The sequence below is a fragment of the Enterococcus sp. LJL120 genome (assembly GCF_054871765.1).
Window position 1 is genome coordinate 172,901 of the sequence record NZ_JBTXLV010000001.1, and the last position, 15,450, is coordinate 188,350.

Here is a 15,450-nt window from a genome sequence, read left to right on the forward strand (position 1 = left end):
CACTTCATGGCAGCAAAGAAAGTAAATCGTAAACGTCGTGTCAAAAAGAATATTGAAGCTGGGATTGCACATATCCACTCAACATTCAACAATACTATTATTATGATCACTGATGTTCACGGTAACGCAATCGCTTGGTCATCAGCTGGCTCATTAGGCTTCAAAGGAAGCAAGAAATCAACTCCTTTTGCAGCTCAAATGGCAGCCGAAACTGCTACCAAAGCAGCGATGGAACACGGCTTAAAAACCGTTGAAGTAACAGTTAAAGGACCTGGTTCAGGACGTGAAGCAGCTATTCGTTCACTACAAGCAACTGGACTAGAAGTAACAGCAATTCGTGACGTTACACCAGTTCCTCATAATGGTGCCCGCCCTCCAAAACGCCGTCGTGTTTAATAGGTGCAGCTCATTTTGAGTGCTTGCAATAACATCATTGAACTAATGACGTTTCGTTTTGAAAGGGGTAAAGATAAGAATGATTGAATTTGAAAAACCTAGAATTGCCAAGATTGATGAGAAAAAGGATTACGGAAAGTTCATCGTTGAACCTCTGGAAAGAGGTTATGGAACTACTTTAGGGAATTCCCTACGTCGTATTTTATTATCTTCTTTACCGGGTGCCGCTATCACCAATATTCAAATTGATGGCGTATTGCATGAGTTCTCAACTGTTAAAGGTGTGAGAGAAGATGTGACGCAAATCATTCTGAACATCAAAGGCTTAGCGTTAAAGCTTTACACCCAAGAAGAAAAAACCCTTGAAATTGATATCACAGGACCAGCAACCGTCACTGCCGGCGATATTCTCGTGGACAGCGATGTTGAAATCCTAAACAAAGATTTATTTATCTGTGAAGTAGCTGAAGGTTCAACCTTCCATGCTCGTTTAACGGTTAAACCAGGACGGGGCTATGTCCAAGCAGATGAAAACAAACGTGAAGATATGCCAATTGGTATGCTTCCAGTTGATTCTATTTACACCCCGGTAAACCGTGTCAACTACCAAGTTGAAAATACACGTGTCGGCCGTCGTGATGATTTTGATAAATTGACGATGGAAATTTGGACTGATGGCTCAATTGAACCATTAGAAGCAATGAGTTTAGCTGCAAAAATCATGACTGAACATTTAGACATCTTTGTTAACCTAACTGACGAAGCGAAAAACGCTGAAATCATGGTTGAAAAAGAAGAAACTCAAAAAGAAAAAATGTTGGAAATGACAATTGAAGAATTAGACTTATCTGTTCGTTCATATAACTGTCTGAAACGTGCCGGAATCAACACTGTACAAGAATTAACTAATAAATCTGAACCAGAAATGATTAAAGTTCGTAATTTGGGCCGCAAATCATTAGAGGAAGTCAAAGCAAAATTGATGGACTTAGGTTTAGGTTTACGTAAAGAAGACTAATCCCAAAGGAGGATAATCCCCGTGAGTTATCGTAAATTAGGACGCACATCTAGTCAGCGTAAAGCAATGTTGCGTGATTTAACTACCGATTTGTTGATCAACGAACGTATCGTAACGACTGAAGCTCGTGCGAAAGAAGTTCGCTCAACAGCGGAAAAAATGATTACTTTAGGCAAACGTGGAGATCTTCATGCTCGTCGTCAAGCAGCTACATTCGTTCGTAACGAAGTTGCCAGCGTACGTGAAGAAGATGAAAAAATCGTTGTGGAAACAGCTTTACAAAAGTTGTTTAACGATATTGCACCTCGTTATGCTGAACGCCAAGGCGGCTACACTCGTATCTTGAAGACTGAACCAAGACGCGGCGACGGCGCCCCAATGGTTGTTTTAGAACTAGTTTAAAATCACACTGCTGTCACTTTATAGATGTGAGCATAGAGTGTTATGATGTTGGAGTTTTACTCCGAGTCTAGCTCGGCGCCAGAGTCTGTGACCAAATTGTCTCAAGCTTGATTATCCAATTGCTAGTATCTTGGTAAGTTTGCTTTTTACAGCAAACACGGAGAAGAAAATAGTTTGAGGCAGCGTCACAGCCTCTTGGCACTCATCATAAAGTGTTTTTTTATACCTAGCAAACCTGTCATGACAGTTAGGTGTAAAAAAGCACTTTATTTTATTTTGTAAGAACAAAAGATTGCTATATTCCACAGTTTATGATGAAATAATAACAGGAAAATTTGTGGACGGAGGAAGTCTAATGGATCCGATTATTCAACTTGAGAATATTCGTTTTAAATATCAAGAAGACGATTCAAGCTACGCCTTAAACGACGTCAGCATCGAAATAAACCGGGGAGAATGGGTGGCGATTATCGGTCACAATGGCTCCGGCAAATCAACTTTAGCTAAGACAATCAACGGTTTATTGCTGCCAGAATCTGGTTCTGTCAAAGTCGGCGACTATATTTTATCAGAAGAAAACATTTGGAGTCTTCGAAAAATGGTTGGCATGGTCTTCCAAAATCCCGACAATCAATTTGTTGGGGCCACAGTGGAGGACGATGTCGCCTTTGGTATGGAAAATCAAGGGGTTCCTAGAGAAGACATGCTAGTGAGAGTCAAGGATGCGCTGCAAAAGGTTCGCATGAGCGATTTTGCTGCCAGAGAACCTGCTCGACTGTCCGGCGGTCAAAAGCAACGGGTTGCGATTGCTGGTGTGGTTGCGTTGCGTCCAGATATTATTATTTTAGATGAAGCGACGAGTATGTTAGATCCTGAAGGCCGAGAAGAGGTTATCAAAACCATTAAGGAAATTAAGGATGAAAGCAATTTGACGGTGATTTCAATCACCCATGATATTGACGAAGCGGCAAATGCCAATCGGGTCTTTGTCATGCGTCAGGGGGAACTGATTAAAGAAGGTTCACCGGAAGAAATTTTTTCTGCTGGCCCTGAATTAATTGAATTGGGCTTGGACCTGCCATTTCCCGAAAAACTAAAAATTGCCTTGAAGGAACAAGGAATTGCCGTTCCCCAAGAGTATTTAACTGAAGAAGGGATGGTTGAGTGGCTATGGACATCCGTTTTGAAGAAGTAAGCTTTACGTATCAACCCAATACGCCCTTTGAACAAGCCGCGTTATTTGATTTAGATTTAGAAATTAAAGAGGGCTCTTATACGGCGATTGTTGGTCATACCGGCAGTGGCAAATCGACTTTACTGCAACACTTAAATGCGCTTGTCAAACCAACCAAAGGGAAAGTTTGGATTGGCGAAAGAGAGATTATCGCTACTACAGATAATAAAAATTTAATACCGATTCGCAAAAAAGTCGGGATTGTCTTTCAATTTCCAGAAGCTCAATTATTTGAAGAAACGGTTGCCAAAGATATCGCCTTTGGTCCTAAAAACTTTGGTGTTAGTGAAGAAGAAGGAAAAGTTCTAGCGAAAGAAATGCTAGAATTAGTTGGATTAGACGAAACCTATATGGAAAGGTCACCCTTTGACTTATCTGGTGGACAAATGCGACGTGTGGCGATTGCCGGCGTCTTGGCAATGGAACCAGAAGTTTTAGTCTTAGATGAGCCGACAGCCGGTCTTGACCCACAGGGACGTCGTGAAATGATGCAGATGTTTAATGAGCTGCATCTAAAGAAAAATTTGACGATTGTCCTCGTAACTCATTTAATGAATGATGTTGCTGATTTTGCAGATTATGTTTATGTTCTCGAAAAGGGCCGAATTGTGAAAAATGGCACGCCAAGAGAAGTTTTTGCGGATATCGAATGGCTGAAGGCCAAACAATTAGGCGTCCCAACGGCTTCTGAATTTGCCCAACGATTAGCAGCCAAAGGCATTCAATTTGCTGAATTGCCGCTAACCGCTGACGAACTAGCCCGTGATATTGTTGCGCTGGCTGGAGGTGACGCCCATGATGAATAAATTAATTTTAGGCCGCTTTATTCCGGGGAATTCACTGATTCACCGTTTAGATCCGCGGGCTAAATTACTAGCAAGTTTTTATTTTATCGGCATTATCTTTCTGGCAAATAATTGGCAAACTTATTTGCTGATGGGGAGTTTTACCATCTTTGCTATTTTACTTTCAAAGATTGACCTGCGCTTTTTCATTCGTGGCGTACGTCCGCTGCTCTTTTTAATGCTTTTTACCGTTGCATTGCAAATCTTTTTCACCCGTGGCGGTGAGGTCTATTGGAGCTGGGGCATTTTCAGTTTAACTTATCTCGGTGTAGTTAACGGGGTGATGATTTTCTGCCGCTTCGTTTTGATTATCTTTATGTCTACTTTGTTGACGTTAACAACGCAGCCTTTAGAATTATCTGACGCAATTGAATATATTTTGCGTCCGTTGCGGGTGGTGCGTTTTCCAGTCCATGAAATTTCATTGATGCTGTCGATTGCTCTGCGTTTTGTGCCAACCTTGATGGATGAAACGGAAAAAATTATGAACGCTCAGCGGGCTCGTGGTGTCGATTTCGGCGAGGGCAATCTGATTGATAAAATGAAGGCGGTCGTGCCATTACTGATTCCGCTCTTTGTCTCCAGCTTTAAACGAGCCGATGATTTAGCCACGGCAATGGAGGCTCGTGGTTATCAAGGCGGCGAAGGCCGAACAAAATATCGTGTGCTTCATTGGCATGGACGAGATACAATAGTGGTTTTCGTGTTTGCAGCGCTGACTTGTGCTCTGCTTTTCTTACGCTATTAAAAAAAATTTTAGTCAACAAGTTATCCGAACTATCTGAGAGGGAAGGCATTGTTAACATTTTGCCGCCAGGTTATCATCACCTGTGAAATCTTGGATGGCTTCGGATTTTTTATTTTATAAATTAATAAAGGAATGAACAAAATGGTACGATACAAAGCAATTATTGCTTATGATGGCACAAATTTTAACGGCTTTCAAAACCAGCCCAATGGTCGGACTGTCCAAGGGGAAATAGAGAAAACTTTAAAGATGATGAATAACGGACAAGGAATTACCATTTTTGGCTCAGGACGAACAGATGCAGGAGTCCATGCCATCGGTCAGGTGATTCATTTTGATCATCCTGAGGAGCGCCCTTTGGAGCGAATGCGCTATGCTTTAGACACGCAAACGCCAGAGGACATTGCTTGCCGGGAAGTAGCAATTGTTAAAGATGATTTTCACGCTCGTTATCATGTTATCGAAAAGACCTATGAATTTCGGGTTGACATCGGCAAGCCCCGCAGTCCCTTCCGCCGTTTTTACGCGAGCTTTTATCCTTATCCGCTTGACTTGGATAAAATCCAGCAGGCGTTGCCGGATTTATTGGGAACCCATGACTTTACTTCCTTTTGTGCAACTGGTAGTTCCGTTGAAGAAAAAGTGCGGACGATTTATCAAGCCGAGATGACCGTTAATGCCACTGGTGATGAATTGCTTTTCACTTTTCGCGGAGATGGCTTTTTATACAAAATGATTCGTATCTTAGTTGGTACTTTATTAAAAATCGGCAATGGCCGCATGGCTGTCGACAGCCTGCCAAAAATTATCGCCGCCAAAGATCGAAATGCAGCCGGCCCAACGGCGCATCCAGAGGGATTGTATTTAAAAGAAGTGAAGTATGAGTAACGGAAAAAGCCAATCTGCAACCATTGTTTAACAATAAGTTGTAGATTGGCTTTTTTTTATTTCACCTTCACAAACAAGCGGTCACCAACAAAGAAAACTAAACTTAACGCTAGCATCGGTAGAGCAATAAAGTAATAATATCTTAAATAAGGTGTGTCGCTGCCGGCAATATCAAGAATTCCTTGAATAATCACGGCATTGATACAGACTGCTAAAGCGATATTGTAGAGATTAAAAGCTAACCGATTATTGAGGGTTTTTAAAGGTCCGTTTAAAAGAATAATCAGCAGCCCGCCGATTAAAGGAATCACCCAAACGTACTCTAAACCGATTGAGGTGACGCCATGACTAAAGCGATGATAGATGAGCTGAAAGACAAAAAGAAAGGCTGTAATACTTAGGTAACCGATAATTGTGCGTTTTAGTTTCATGTAAATCTTCCCTTCTAGGCTAATAGCCGAAATATAAAATGTCGCTGACGGCTCGTTCGCTGGAGCCGCCGCTACCGCCAACAGTTTGATTGACGACTTCACCATTGAAATAAAGTGTTGTTGAACCGCCGCCGTCTAAATTATAGGCGGTGGTTGCACCGAGGCCTTCAAAGACTTCAGCTAATTGATAGAGGCTTAAGCCTTCACTATCGTCGGTGCGGCCTTCTGAAACGACAATCACATAATGGTTTTCACTGATTTGACCGATGGCGGTGCGGGGATTGCTTTGCATGGATTGACCGACTTCACTGGATTCGCTAACAGCGATAGTGCTGTCTTCAATTAATGTCGGGCCAAAGGACAAGACTTGTTGAGCGCCAGCTGCCAGTAAATCGGCGGCGCTGGTTTCAGATTCATTGATAATTGAAAAATTGCCGTCGCTGTCAATTACTAAATCCTCTTGGTCACTGTCGCCGGCGGTATCGCGATATAAAACGCCATTGCGGATCACATAACCGGTTGAACGGAAGCCGTAATAATCGCCATTGATGGCTAAAATGGCGTCGTTATCCTCGGCGATAGCGGAAGTCGTTTCGGTAATATTGCGGCCGTAAGTTCCCTGGGCTAAAGCTGTTTGCAAATAGCTAGCGTCGCTAACTTGAATATCGACGACATAGACAGTCGTGTTGTCAACGACTTCTTCAGTGATAGCTATTTGGATATTGTCATCACTGTAGCTGGTATCAGTGATGGTTGCCTCTGAGGAGCTACTGGAATCAGTCGAGCTATCAGTCGTTGTGGAACTGGTGCTGGTAGTATCAGCGGTTGTGGTTGCCACAGCCGCTTCAGCTTCGGCGACTGAAACGCCAGCTTCAGGTAAGACAAACGCCTTTAACAGTACAAAGCCGTCACCACCGGCAATCAGCAAACAGGCTAAACCGGCCCAGAGATATTTTCGTTTAAAAAACTTTTTTTTCATAAGACACCTCTTAAATTTACAGGAATAAATGGACTAACGGGGCGTAAAAACAACCCGTTTTTGAATGGAGAAACTGAAAAAGAATAAGATGAAATCAATCACTAGTTTACTGATAAGAATGGATTGAATCACAGAGCTGAGGAGAGTGACTCCCAGCCAGCTCAATAGCAATTGACTGCCAAACAGCAGACTGTATTTCCAAAAGGATTGCTTGATGTTGGTTTTATTTTGGAAAACTAGTTTGCGATTAACTTGATAATTGAATATTCCCGATAAAATGCGGGCCGTGACGGTGGCCACCAGCAGCATTTGCGCCTGCTGCCCAAAAATTGCAGCAATTAAAACAAATAGGCTCACATCAACTAAAGCCGAAGACAAAGACGAAAGTAAAAAGGAAACGAGTGGGCGATAGACTAAAAAAGAATCTTGGATAGTTCGAAAATGAGAAAGATGATTTTTTTCTTCATAGACGGTGGCTATCGGCAAGGTTTCTATTTGATAGTCGGACTGCGGTAATTCTAAAAGCTGATTCATCTCATATTCAAAGCGTTGTCCTTTGATTAACAATAAATCCGGCAGACTAGCGCTGGGAAATCCTCTTAGTCCCGTTTGGGTATCTTCTAAACGAATTCCTGAGCTCAGATAATAAATCATGGAGGTCATCCGGTTACCAAATAGGCTCCGCGCGGGTGTGGTGGCCTTTGAAAAACTACGGACACCTAAAAGAAATTGCTGGTCCCGTAAGCTTTCAGTTCGTTGGAGCATTTGGAGAATATCCGAAATAGTATGTTGCCCATCACCATCAGCGGTGACGACGCTTCTAGCAGGATAATTTTCTTTGATAAATTTGAAGCCGGTTTTTAAAGCGTGTCCTTTGCCAAGATTGTCAGGATAAGTCAAGACCTCAACACCTAGAGACTCGATTTTCTGAAAGGCTGCTTGATAAGCGGGCCCACTGCCGTCGTCCACCACGACAATCGGCGCAATTTGCTGGCTCAGCTCCTGCACAAACGCCAAAGTTTTGGCGGTCGGTTGATAAATCGGAATTAATAAAATAGCTGGCATCACGTCACCTCCTGGGAATTTTCCTTTAGCATAGTGTTTAGTATAAACATCTAACTTAAAAGGGACTTAAAGGTTAAGGTCGCTGAAAGGTTAAAAATTCGGTATACTTGAAGAGACTTTGAAACAGAAAGGATCAGTAAACAGATGATACAACTTGAAAAAGTCGGCTTTGTAGCCGGCGGAGAGACAATTTTGGCAGATATTTCTTTTGCGGTGGCCAAAGGCGATTTTTTAACGATTTCGGGACCTTCTGGCGGCGGTAAGAGCACGCTTTTAAAAATTGTGGCGAGTTTACTGACCGCCACCAGCGGCAAGATTCTTTTTGAGGACCGAGATTTAGCGGAGCTTAATCCGGTAACTTATCGACGGGAAGTTTCCTATTGTTTTCAGCAGCCGGCCTTATTTGGGGAAACGGTGGTGGATAACTTGCGCTTTCCCTTTGAAATCAGGGGAGAAACTTATGATGAAGGCCGGGCGGTTGAATTATTGGACCGAGTAGCTTTAGGCAAAAGCTACCTACAAAAATCCATCAATGAAATTTCCGGCGGGGAGAAACAGCGGGTAGCATTAATCCGCAATCTGATGTTTCCGCCAAAAGTTTTGTTATTAGATGAGGTGACGACTGGCTTAGATGAGGTGAGTCAGCAAATCGTTTGGCAGTTGATTTCTGATAGCAATCAAGAGGGCATTACGATTTTGCAAGTGACCCATGACCGTCAGGAAATCGCAGCAGCCAAACAGCTGCTGACAATTGAAGGAGGAAAAATCAGTGAACTTAAACGTTTCTAATTTCGCCTTGGCGACAGCGGCACTACTGGTTTGTGTTTCATTATTTATCAGCAGCAAAGAAAAGCTGGGGCTGACGAAAGATATTTTAATTAGTGTGCTGCGGGCGATTATTCAATTGATTGTTGTCGGCTATGTGCTGCAATATATTTTTAAAGTCGATAACGTTCTCTTGACGGCGGCGATGATTTTGGTGATTATTTTCAATGCGGCGTGGAATGCTGGCAAACGCAATCCACAATTAGAGCACGGCTTTGCCTATTCCTTTGGGGCAATTTTTGCTAGTACCGGCATTACCCTCGGCATGTTAGTTTTGGCGGGGGCAATTAATTTTATTCCCTCTCAAATGGTGCCCATCTCAGGAATGATTGCCAGTAATTCAATGGTGGCAATCGGCTTATGTTACCGCTCGATGGAAACCCAGTATCACGACCAGCGGCAACAGGTCTTAGAAAAATTAGCATTGGGCGCTGAGGTAAAGCTGGCTTCGCTGCCGATTTTGCGGGGCAGCATTAAAACGGCGATGCAGCCGACCATTGATTCGGCTAAAACCATGGGGATTGTCAGCTTGCCGGGAATGATGAGTGGCTTAATCTTTGCCGGTGTCGACCCAGTTCAGGCAATTAAATATCAAATTATGGTAGTCTTTATGCTTTTATCGGCCACCGGCTTAGGTTCGTTTATTGCGGGCTACTTAGCATACCGCGACTATTTTAATAGTCGCCAACAACTAAAAATTTAATTCAGTAAAAAGTACCAATAGTCTGAGCTTTTTTGATATAATATCTGAGAAAGCTCAGGCTGTTTTGATTATTTCAAGCGGGACAGCCTTAACTAATTAGGCTGCATAACCGAGTAAAAAAAGCCTGTGAATTAGTCATCTTAACAGGTGGAATCCCGAACTTTGCTATATTTACTTCTACGGTTCAGTAGGTCCGAATCGCAAATTAACAATATCTAGTCGTTTTTACTAAATATCGTTTGTAAAGTTCGGCTTTGTTCTAACTAATGTCACAGCCTCTTAAAAAAAGCAGACTAAGCTGCAAAATCTAACTATTCTAAGGAACAGGGAGAAGTTTATGAAAAAAAGTGACCGTCATACCTTAATCAAACAAATTATTACCCAACAAAATGTGGGGTCGCAGGAGGAACTTATTCAGCTTTTGAAAAAAGCTGGCGTCGACGCAACGCAGGCGACTATTTCCCGGGATATTCGGGAATTGAGAATTGTGAAAGACCATGACAATAGCGGCAATGTGCGTTATGGCATTTTCAATCAGCCGACTGAGACGGGCATGGAGGAAAAACTGGCGGCCTCCATCAAAGAGGAAATGCTGAGTTTAGAACAAATTCATTTTACACTGATTTTAAAAACGAATTTACGCAGTGCTGATGTGGTGTCTAATTGGCTGGATGAAGTCAATTATCCGGAAATTGCCGGAACGATTGCCGGTGTCGATACAATTTTAATTATTTGTCACAATAATGAAGAAGCAGCGCAGGTAGCGGCTCGTTTATCCGCAATGCGCTAAAAAAAATTTGGAGGCTTACAGTATGAATTTGGAAGCGTTACAAAATGGTTCAGATATTCGGGGAATTGCGATTACGACAGCAGAGGAAACGGCGAATTTGACACCGGCTGCGGTAACTGAGATTGCCAAAGGTTTAGTCAGCTGGCTGCGGGAAACTAGAGAAGCAGATTATCAAGCCGGTCAATTAAAAATCGGTATCGGCCACGACAGTCGCTTAAGCGGCCCTGCTTTAAAGCAGGCCTTAATTGATAGCTTAGTCGAACAGGGCATCAATGTGATTGATTTTCATTTGGCGACAACACCGGCAATGTTTATGGCGACCCAGTTTGACCAATTTCAATGTGATGCGAGCGTGATGTTGACGGCTAGCCATCTGCCGTTTTATTTTAACGGCATCAAGATTTTTAGTCCGGCCGGCGGTGCTGAAAAAAGCGATATTCGTTTTATCTTGACCCATATTAAAGAAAATAAAAATGGCCAGACGGGCTCTGTTACAGAGGCTGATTTGTTAACGCCTTATGCGGCTGATTTGGTGACCAAAATTCGGCAAGGGATGCAGACCACTGAAGAGCAGCCGCTTGCTGGTATGAAAATTATTGTGGATGCCGGCAATGGTGCGGGTGGCTATTTTGCTGAAAAAGTTTTGGCACCGCTGGGGGCTGACACGAAGGGTTCGCAGTTTTTAGAACCAGACGGCAATTTTCCAAATCATATTCCAAACCCGGATAATAAAGAAGCGATGGCTAGTATTCAACAGGCAGTTTTGGATCAGCAGGCGGACTTAGGTGTTATCTTTGATACCGATGTCGACCGCTCGGCTGTGGTGGCGAAAAACGGCGAGGTGATCAACCGCAATAATTTAATTGCGGTCTTGGCCACTATCGTTTTAGCGGAACATCCGGGGACCCGGATTGTGACCAATTCACCGACCACCAATCACTTGAAGGACTTTATCGAAGCCAAAGGCGGGATTCAAGTCCGTTATATTTCCGGCTACCGTAATGTTATTAATAAAGCGATTGAGCTAAACGAAGCCGGCGTCGATTGCCAGCTGGCGATTGAAACCAGTGGACACGCAGCCTTCAAGGAAAATTATTTCTTGGATGATGGCGCCTATGTAATTGCTAAAATTTTGATGCTCTTGCCGAAATTAAAGGCAGAGGGTCGCACGATTGATCAGTTGATTGCCGAATTAAAGCAACCGGCAGAAACGATTGAATTTCGTTTTAAATTGGAGGCCAATGATTATCGCCCAATCGGAGAAAAGGTGATTGCCGACCTACCGGCATACTTAGCCGCAAAAGCTGGTTTCACCTTGGATCCAGAAAATGATGAAGGTGTCCGCTTTAGTGTTAGTGGAGAATACGGCAGCGGCTGGTTCTTGCTACGGATGAGCCTACATGAGCCGTTACTCGTTTTACAAGTTGAAAATGACATCGCCGGCAACAATCGCAAAGTTCTAACTGTATTAGAAGCTTTCTTTGCGCCAATCGACAAGGTCAACTCAGAAAACTTGACTGCATACGTGCAGTAAAAAAGGAAGTGATGGAGTTGGTCAAAGCAATTTTATTACCTTTAACGCTACTTTTATACGGCACGAATTTTATCGTGGCCTTGACGATGAAATTTGGCAAACAACGCCAAACCAGTGAAAAAATTGCCATCTGTTTTGGTGTCAATATGAGTCTGATTCTGATTGGCTTAATTGTCATCGTCGTGATGCGCTTAGCTGAGGTCGGCTTTCTGCCGGCATTTTAAAAAATGAGTTCTGCTGACTAACTTTTGCCAGTTATTTAAAAGTTAGTAAAGAGCAGGACTCTTTTTTTCAGAAAACAGCGGTCTATTAGCGAAATAGCGAAAATTTTGATACTATGATAGGTGTAGAAATAAAGTGAAATGTGAGAAATTCAGGACTGTTGCAGGAAATTTATTTTGTCTAAAGAAATACTGAAGAAGCCAATCGAAATTTGCAGTAAAAGCAAGTCAACAAACTAATCGCTTGGACAGCTTGTCTAAAACAAGTTATTTATTGATGAGGATAAATTTTTTGACTAACTGGCAGTGACATGGATTCCAGACAGGTCTTAATAGAAACAGGAGGCAATTGAGATGGCGAAAATAATGATTGTAGAAGATGAAGCGGTCATTCGCAACTTGGTGATGGAGGAGTTGGAGAAATGGGAATTTACTACCTTTGGCACAACTGACTTTCATGATGTATTGCTGGATTTTGAACGAGAAGAGCCTCAATTGGTTTTACTAGATATCAATTTACCGGTGTTTGACGGTTATTATTGGTGCCAAAAAATCCGCGATGTCTCCAAGGTGCCGATTATTTTTATTTCCAGCCGTTCCACCAATATGGATATGATTATGGCAATGAATATGGGGGCAGACGATTTTATCACTAAACCCTTTCAAATTGATGTGCTAGTAGCGAAAATCAATGCGCTTTTGCGGCGCTCTTATGATTATTCTGAAGGCAGTGCTGAAACGTTGGCCCATAACGGCTTAACTCTAAATATTGATAATTCCAGCATGGAAATCAACGGTCAAATTGTTGACCTCAGCAAAAATGAATACCGACTATTATATATTTTAATGAAAAAACATGGCAAGATTCTCAGCCGAGAAAAATTGTTGCGGGCCTTGTGGGAGGATGAGCGCTTTGTCGATGACAATACGCTGACGGTCAATATCAATCGTCTGCGGAAAAAAATCGAGGAAGCCGGCATGAAGGGCTATATTGAAACAAAAGTTGGCCAAGGATATCTTGTGCCTTGATTGAAAAAAATGGACAACAAGTGAAAGAGGCGGGAATCGAATGAGTTTTTGGCAATATCTCAAGGACCGCTGGCTGATTATCATCGGCTGGCTGCTGTTTGTCGTCTTGACGATTTTTTTAATGTGGCTAACCCCCAGTCTGTATGTGGATTGGTCAATCATTGGCTATCTGGCGTTATTAGAGGGCTTTTTATTGCTGATTTTTCTGGGCGGCTATTATTTAGCCCGCCGGCATTGGTGGCGCCGTCTCAAAATGACTGAGGAGGCCGAAGATGTCCTGCAGGAATTTTTTGATGACGGTCAGAACAATGAAGAAATTTTAGTCGAAAATTATATCAACCATCTGTTGGTGGAGCATCAGCAGACCATGCAGGACCTAGTGGAAAAGCAGCAGGATCAAAAGGATTATATCGATTCCTGGGTGCATGAAATCAAAGTGCCACTGGCGGCAGCCGGCTTGATTCTCCGCAGCATTGAAGATGATATTTCTGATGAAAAATATCTGCTGTTAGAGGATGAGATTGCCCAAATTGATGAATACGTTGAGCAAGTGCTGTATTACGCCCGCCTAGATACATTTTCTAAGGATTATCTGATTCAAGAATATTCTTTAAAAGAATTAGTTCAGCCGGTGGTCCGCAGTCAAGTCAATCATTTTATCCAAAAGAATTTGAAATTGGAGATTCTCGGAGAAGATTATCAAGTGCTGACGGATGCCAAATGGCTCAGCTATATTTTTCGGCAGCTACTGTCTAATGCAATAAAATATACGCCAGTCAACGGCGAAGTTCAGATTTTAATGGAGAACACCCCTGACGGCATTCAATTATCCGTCAAAGACAACGGCATCGGAATTCCCAGTGAAGATGTCAAACGGATTTTCGATAAGGGATTTACCGGTGAAAATGGCCGTCGTAGCGAACAGCATTCAACTGGGTTAGGCTTGTACTTGGCCTATAACTTAGCAGAAAAGCTAAACGTAAAACTGTCGGTCCAATCGACAGTCGGTCAAGGCACCACCATGACGCTAGCTTTTCCTAAGTTGCGGTATTATCAGGAGGAGCGGTAATTGCGAAACTTATGACACAAGCATGTTTTTCTTCAACGAAAGGGAGTCAGTTTGATTCTTTTTTTGTTGAAGCAGCTTTAGGTCATAAGTTTTTTATTTTGGAGGTCAGGCAAATGAAAAAAATTATTATTGCGATGGATTCATTTAAGGGGAGCGGTACGAGCAGTCAAGTAGCTTCTTGGGTTGCTCAAGGAATTCGACAGGTTAATCAGCAACTTGAAATTCAAGAAATTCCGATTGCCGATGGCGGGGAAGGAACTGTGGAAGCCTTAGTTCAAGGGCTGCAGGGTCAAATTAAAGAAGTTGTTGTGAGGGGGCCGCTAGGAAAAAAAGTGACTGCCTGTTACGGCTTATTGCCCAACCAGCAAGCTGTAATCGAAATGGCAGAGGCAAGCGGCTTGGCTTTGATTAATCCCGAGAGTGACGATGTTTTTCAGGCCAGTACCTATGGAGTAGGAGAATTGTTGTTAGCGGCAATTGAAGCAGGTGCGAAAACTATTTATTTAGGACTGGGCGGCAGTGGCACCAATGATGGCGGCGTCGGGATGGCCCAAGCTTTAGGTGTTTCCTTTAAAGATACAATGGGTAACGAAATTTTGCCGGGAGCAAAAGGCTTGGAAAATTTAGCGGAAATTGATAGTAGTGGTCTTAATCCGGCAATCGAAAAGGCCACGATTAAAATTTTGGCAGATGTGGCTAATCCTTTAACTGGTGCAAATGGCGCAACCGCTGTCTATGGTCCGCAAAAAGGCCTTCAGAAAAATGACATCGCCAAAGTTGATCAATGGCTAGAACATTATGGTCAATTAATTTTCCAGACAACAGGTTTAAAAGTTGCTGATGAGCCCGGCAGTGGAGCGGCTGGCGGTTTAGGGGCAGGCTTGTTGGCCTTTGCAGGGGCAGAGGTCACTCAAGGCATCACCGAAATTTTAGATTTGTTAAATTTTGAAGAAGCAATCAAAGACGCTGCCTTTGTGATCACTGGTGAAGGCCGGTTGGATAGTCAGTCTCTTGAAGGTAAAGCACCGCTGGGTGTCGCTCGTCTAGCAAAAAAATTCCAGCTGCCAGTTGTCGCAATTGTCGGCAGTTATCAAGGAGATATTTCGGGAGTTTATCCAATGGGTATAGATTTAGTTATTGCTGCGATTTATCGGCCCCAGACTTTAACTGAAGCGCTTGACTCAGTGGCAGAGAATCTAGCTGCTGCAGGTGAAACAGCGATTCGCAGCTATTTATTTAGTGGCATTCGACGGGATTCTTAGGGTTTCAGGAA

18 protein-coding genes are annotated in these 15,450 nt (G+C 42.9%); 15 read left to right on the plus strand and 3 right to left on the minus strand.

Annotation, left to right across the window (positions count from 1 at the left end):
- The first annotated feature begins 6 nt into the window (after positions 1–6).
- The 7 genes from rpsK (at position 7) to truA (ending at position 5,531) form a co-directional block, all read left to right on the plus strand.
- A complete protein-coding gene (rpsK, locus tag ACYSNU_RS00885; protein ID WP_265455882.1) occupies positions 7–396 on the plus strand; it encodes a 30S ribosomal protein S11 in 390 nt (129 codons plus the stop codon).
- Between the two features lie 79 nt (positions 397–475).
- Positions 476–1,414, plus strand: coding sequence for a DNA-directed RNA polymerase subunit alpha (locus ACYSNU_RS00890; protein WP_265455880.1), 939 nt, complete (start codon positions 476–478; stop codon positions 1,412–1,414).
- A gap of 21 nt (positions 1,415–1,435) precedes the next feature.
- Entirely contained in the window at positions 1,436–1,816 is a 381-nt protein-coding gene (rplQ, locus tag ACYSNU_RS00895; protein ID WP_265455878.1) for a 50S ribosomal protein L17, read from the plus strand.
- Between the two features lie 355 nt (positions 1,817–2,171).
- Positions 2,172–3,011, plus strand: coding sequence for an energy-coupling factor ABC transporter ATP-binding protein (locus ACYSNU_RS00900; protein WP_461735349.1), 840 nt, complete (start codon positions 2,172–2,174; stop codon positions 3,009–3,011).
- Positions 2,987–3,856 (plus strand): energy-coupling factor ABC transporter ATP-binding protein, encoded by an 870-nt coding sequence (locus ACYSNU_RS00905; RefSeq protein WP_461735750.1) that lies wholly within the window; start codon positions 2,987–2,989, stop codon positions 3,854–3,856. The genes ACYSNU_RS00900 and ACYSNU_RS00905 overlap by 25 nt, the downstream gene beginning before the upstream one ends.
- Positions 3,846–4,643 (plus strand): energy-coupling factor transporter transmembrane component T family protein, encoded by a 798-nt coding sequence (locus ACYSNU_RS00910; protein WP_461735350.1) that lies wholly within the window; start codon positions 3,846–3,848, stop codon positions 4,641–4,643. Before ACYSNU_RS00905 ends, ACYSNU_RS00910 begins: the two co-directional genes overlap by 11 nt.
- Before the next feature lie 141 nt (positions 4,644–4,784).
- On the plus strand, positions 4,785–5,531 hold the full coding sequence (gene truA / locus ACYSNU_RS00915) for a tRNA pseudouridine(38-40) synthase TruA (protein ID WP_461735351.1): 747 nt from the start codon (positions 4,785–4,787) through the stop codon (positions 5,529–5,531).
- 56 nt (positions 5,532–5,587) lie between these two features.
- Here truA and ACYSNU_RS00920 read toward each other — a convergent pair whose 3' ends face one another.
- From ACYSNU_RS00920 to ACYSNU_RS00930, 3 genes are read right to left on the minus strand one after another with little or no spacing between them, the layout of a single operon-like run.
- Complete coding sequence (locus ACYSNU_RS00920) at positions 5,588–5,962, minus strand: hypothetical protein (protein WP_461735352.1); 375 nt, start codon at positions 5,960–5,962, stop codon at positions 5,588–5,590.
- 19 nt (positions 5,963–5,981) lie between these two features.
- On the minus strand, positions 5,982–6,941 hold the full coding sequence (locus tag ACYSNU_RS00925; protein WP_461735353.1) for a phosphodiester glycosidase family protein: 960 nt from the start codon (positions 6,939–6,941) through the stop codon (positions 5,982–5,984).
- 33 nt (positions 6,942–6,974) lie between these two features.
- A complete protein-coding gene (locus tag ACYSNU_RS00930) occupies positions 6,975–8,006 on the minus strand; it encodes a GtrA family protein (protein ID WP_461735354.1) in 1,032 nt (343 codons plus the stop codon).
- Positions 8,007–8,150: 144 nt separating this feature from the next.
- On the opposite strand from ACYSNU_RS00930, the gene ACYSNU_RS00935 reads away from it, so the two are divergent.
- The 8 genes from ACYSNU_RS00935 (at position 8,151) to ACYSNU_RS00970 (ending at position 15,439) form a co-directional block, all read left to right on the plus strand.
- Entirely contained in the window at positions 8,151–8,795 is a 645-nt protein-coding gene (locus ACYSNU_RS00935) for an ABC transporter ATP-binding protein (protein ID WP_461735355.1), read from the plus strand.
- Positions 8,776–9,534: an ABC transporter permease gene (locus tag ACYSNU_RS00940; protein WP_461735356.1), complete on the plus strand. Its 759-nt coding sequence runs from the start codon at positions 8,776–8,778 to the stop codon at positions 9,532–9,534. The genes ACYSNU_RS00935 and ACYSNU_RS00940 overlap by 20 nt, the downstream gene beginning before the upstream one ends.
- 337 nt (positions 9,535–9,871) lie before the next feature.
- Entirely contained in the window at positions 9,872–10,324 is a 453-nt protein-coding gene (argR, locus tag ACYSNU_RS00945; protein WP_461735357.1) for an arginine repressor, read from the plus strand.
- A 22-nt stretch (positions 10,325–10,346) separates the two neighbouring features.
- Positions 10,347–11,858 carry a phosphohexomutase domain-containing protein gene (locus ACYSNU_RS00950; protein ID WP_461735358.1) on the plus strand — a complete coding sequence of 504 codons (1,512 nt, stop codon included), beginning with the start codon at positions 10,347–10,349 and terminating at the stop codon, positions 11,856–11,858.
- A gap of 17 nt (positions 11,859–11,875) precedes the next feature.
- Complete coding sequence (locus ACYSNU_RS00955) at positions 11,876–12,082, plus strand: hypothetical protein (RefSeq protein ID WP_265455859.1); 207 nt, start codon at positions 11,876–11,878, stop codon at positions 12,080–12,082.
- A gap of 351 nt (positions 12,083–12,433) precedes the next feature.
- Entirely contained in the window at positions 12,434–13,108 is a 675-nt protein-coding gene (gene sapR / locus ACYSNU_RS00960) for a two-component system response regulator SapR (protein ID WP_461735359.1), read from the plus strand.
- A 40-nt stretch (positions 13,109–13,148) separates the two neighbouring features.
- Positions 13,149–14,177, plus strand: coding sequence for a two-component system sensor histidine kinase SapS (sapS, locus tag ACYSNU_RS00965; protein ID WP_461735360.1), 1,029 nt, complete (start codon positions 13,149–13,151; stop codon positions 14,175–14,177).
- Positions 14,178–14,290: 113 nt separating this feature from the next.
- Positions 14,291–15,439: a glycerate kinase gene (locus ACYSNU_RS00970; RefSeq protein ID WP_461735361.1), complete on the plus strand. Its 1,149-nt coding sequence runs from the start codon at positions 14,291–14,293 to the stop codon at positions 15,437–15,439.
- Positions 15,440–15,450: the final 11 nt, after the last annotated feature.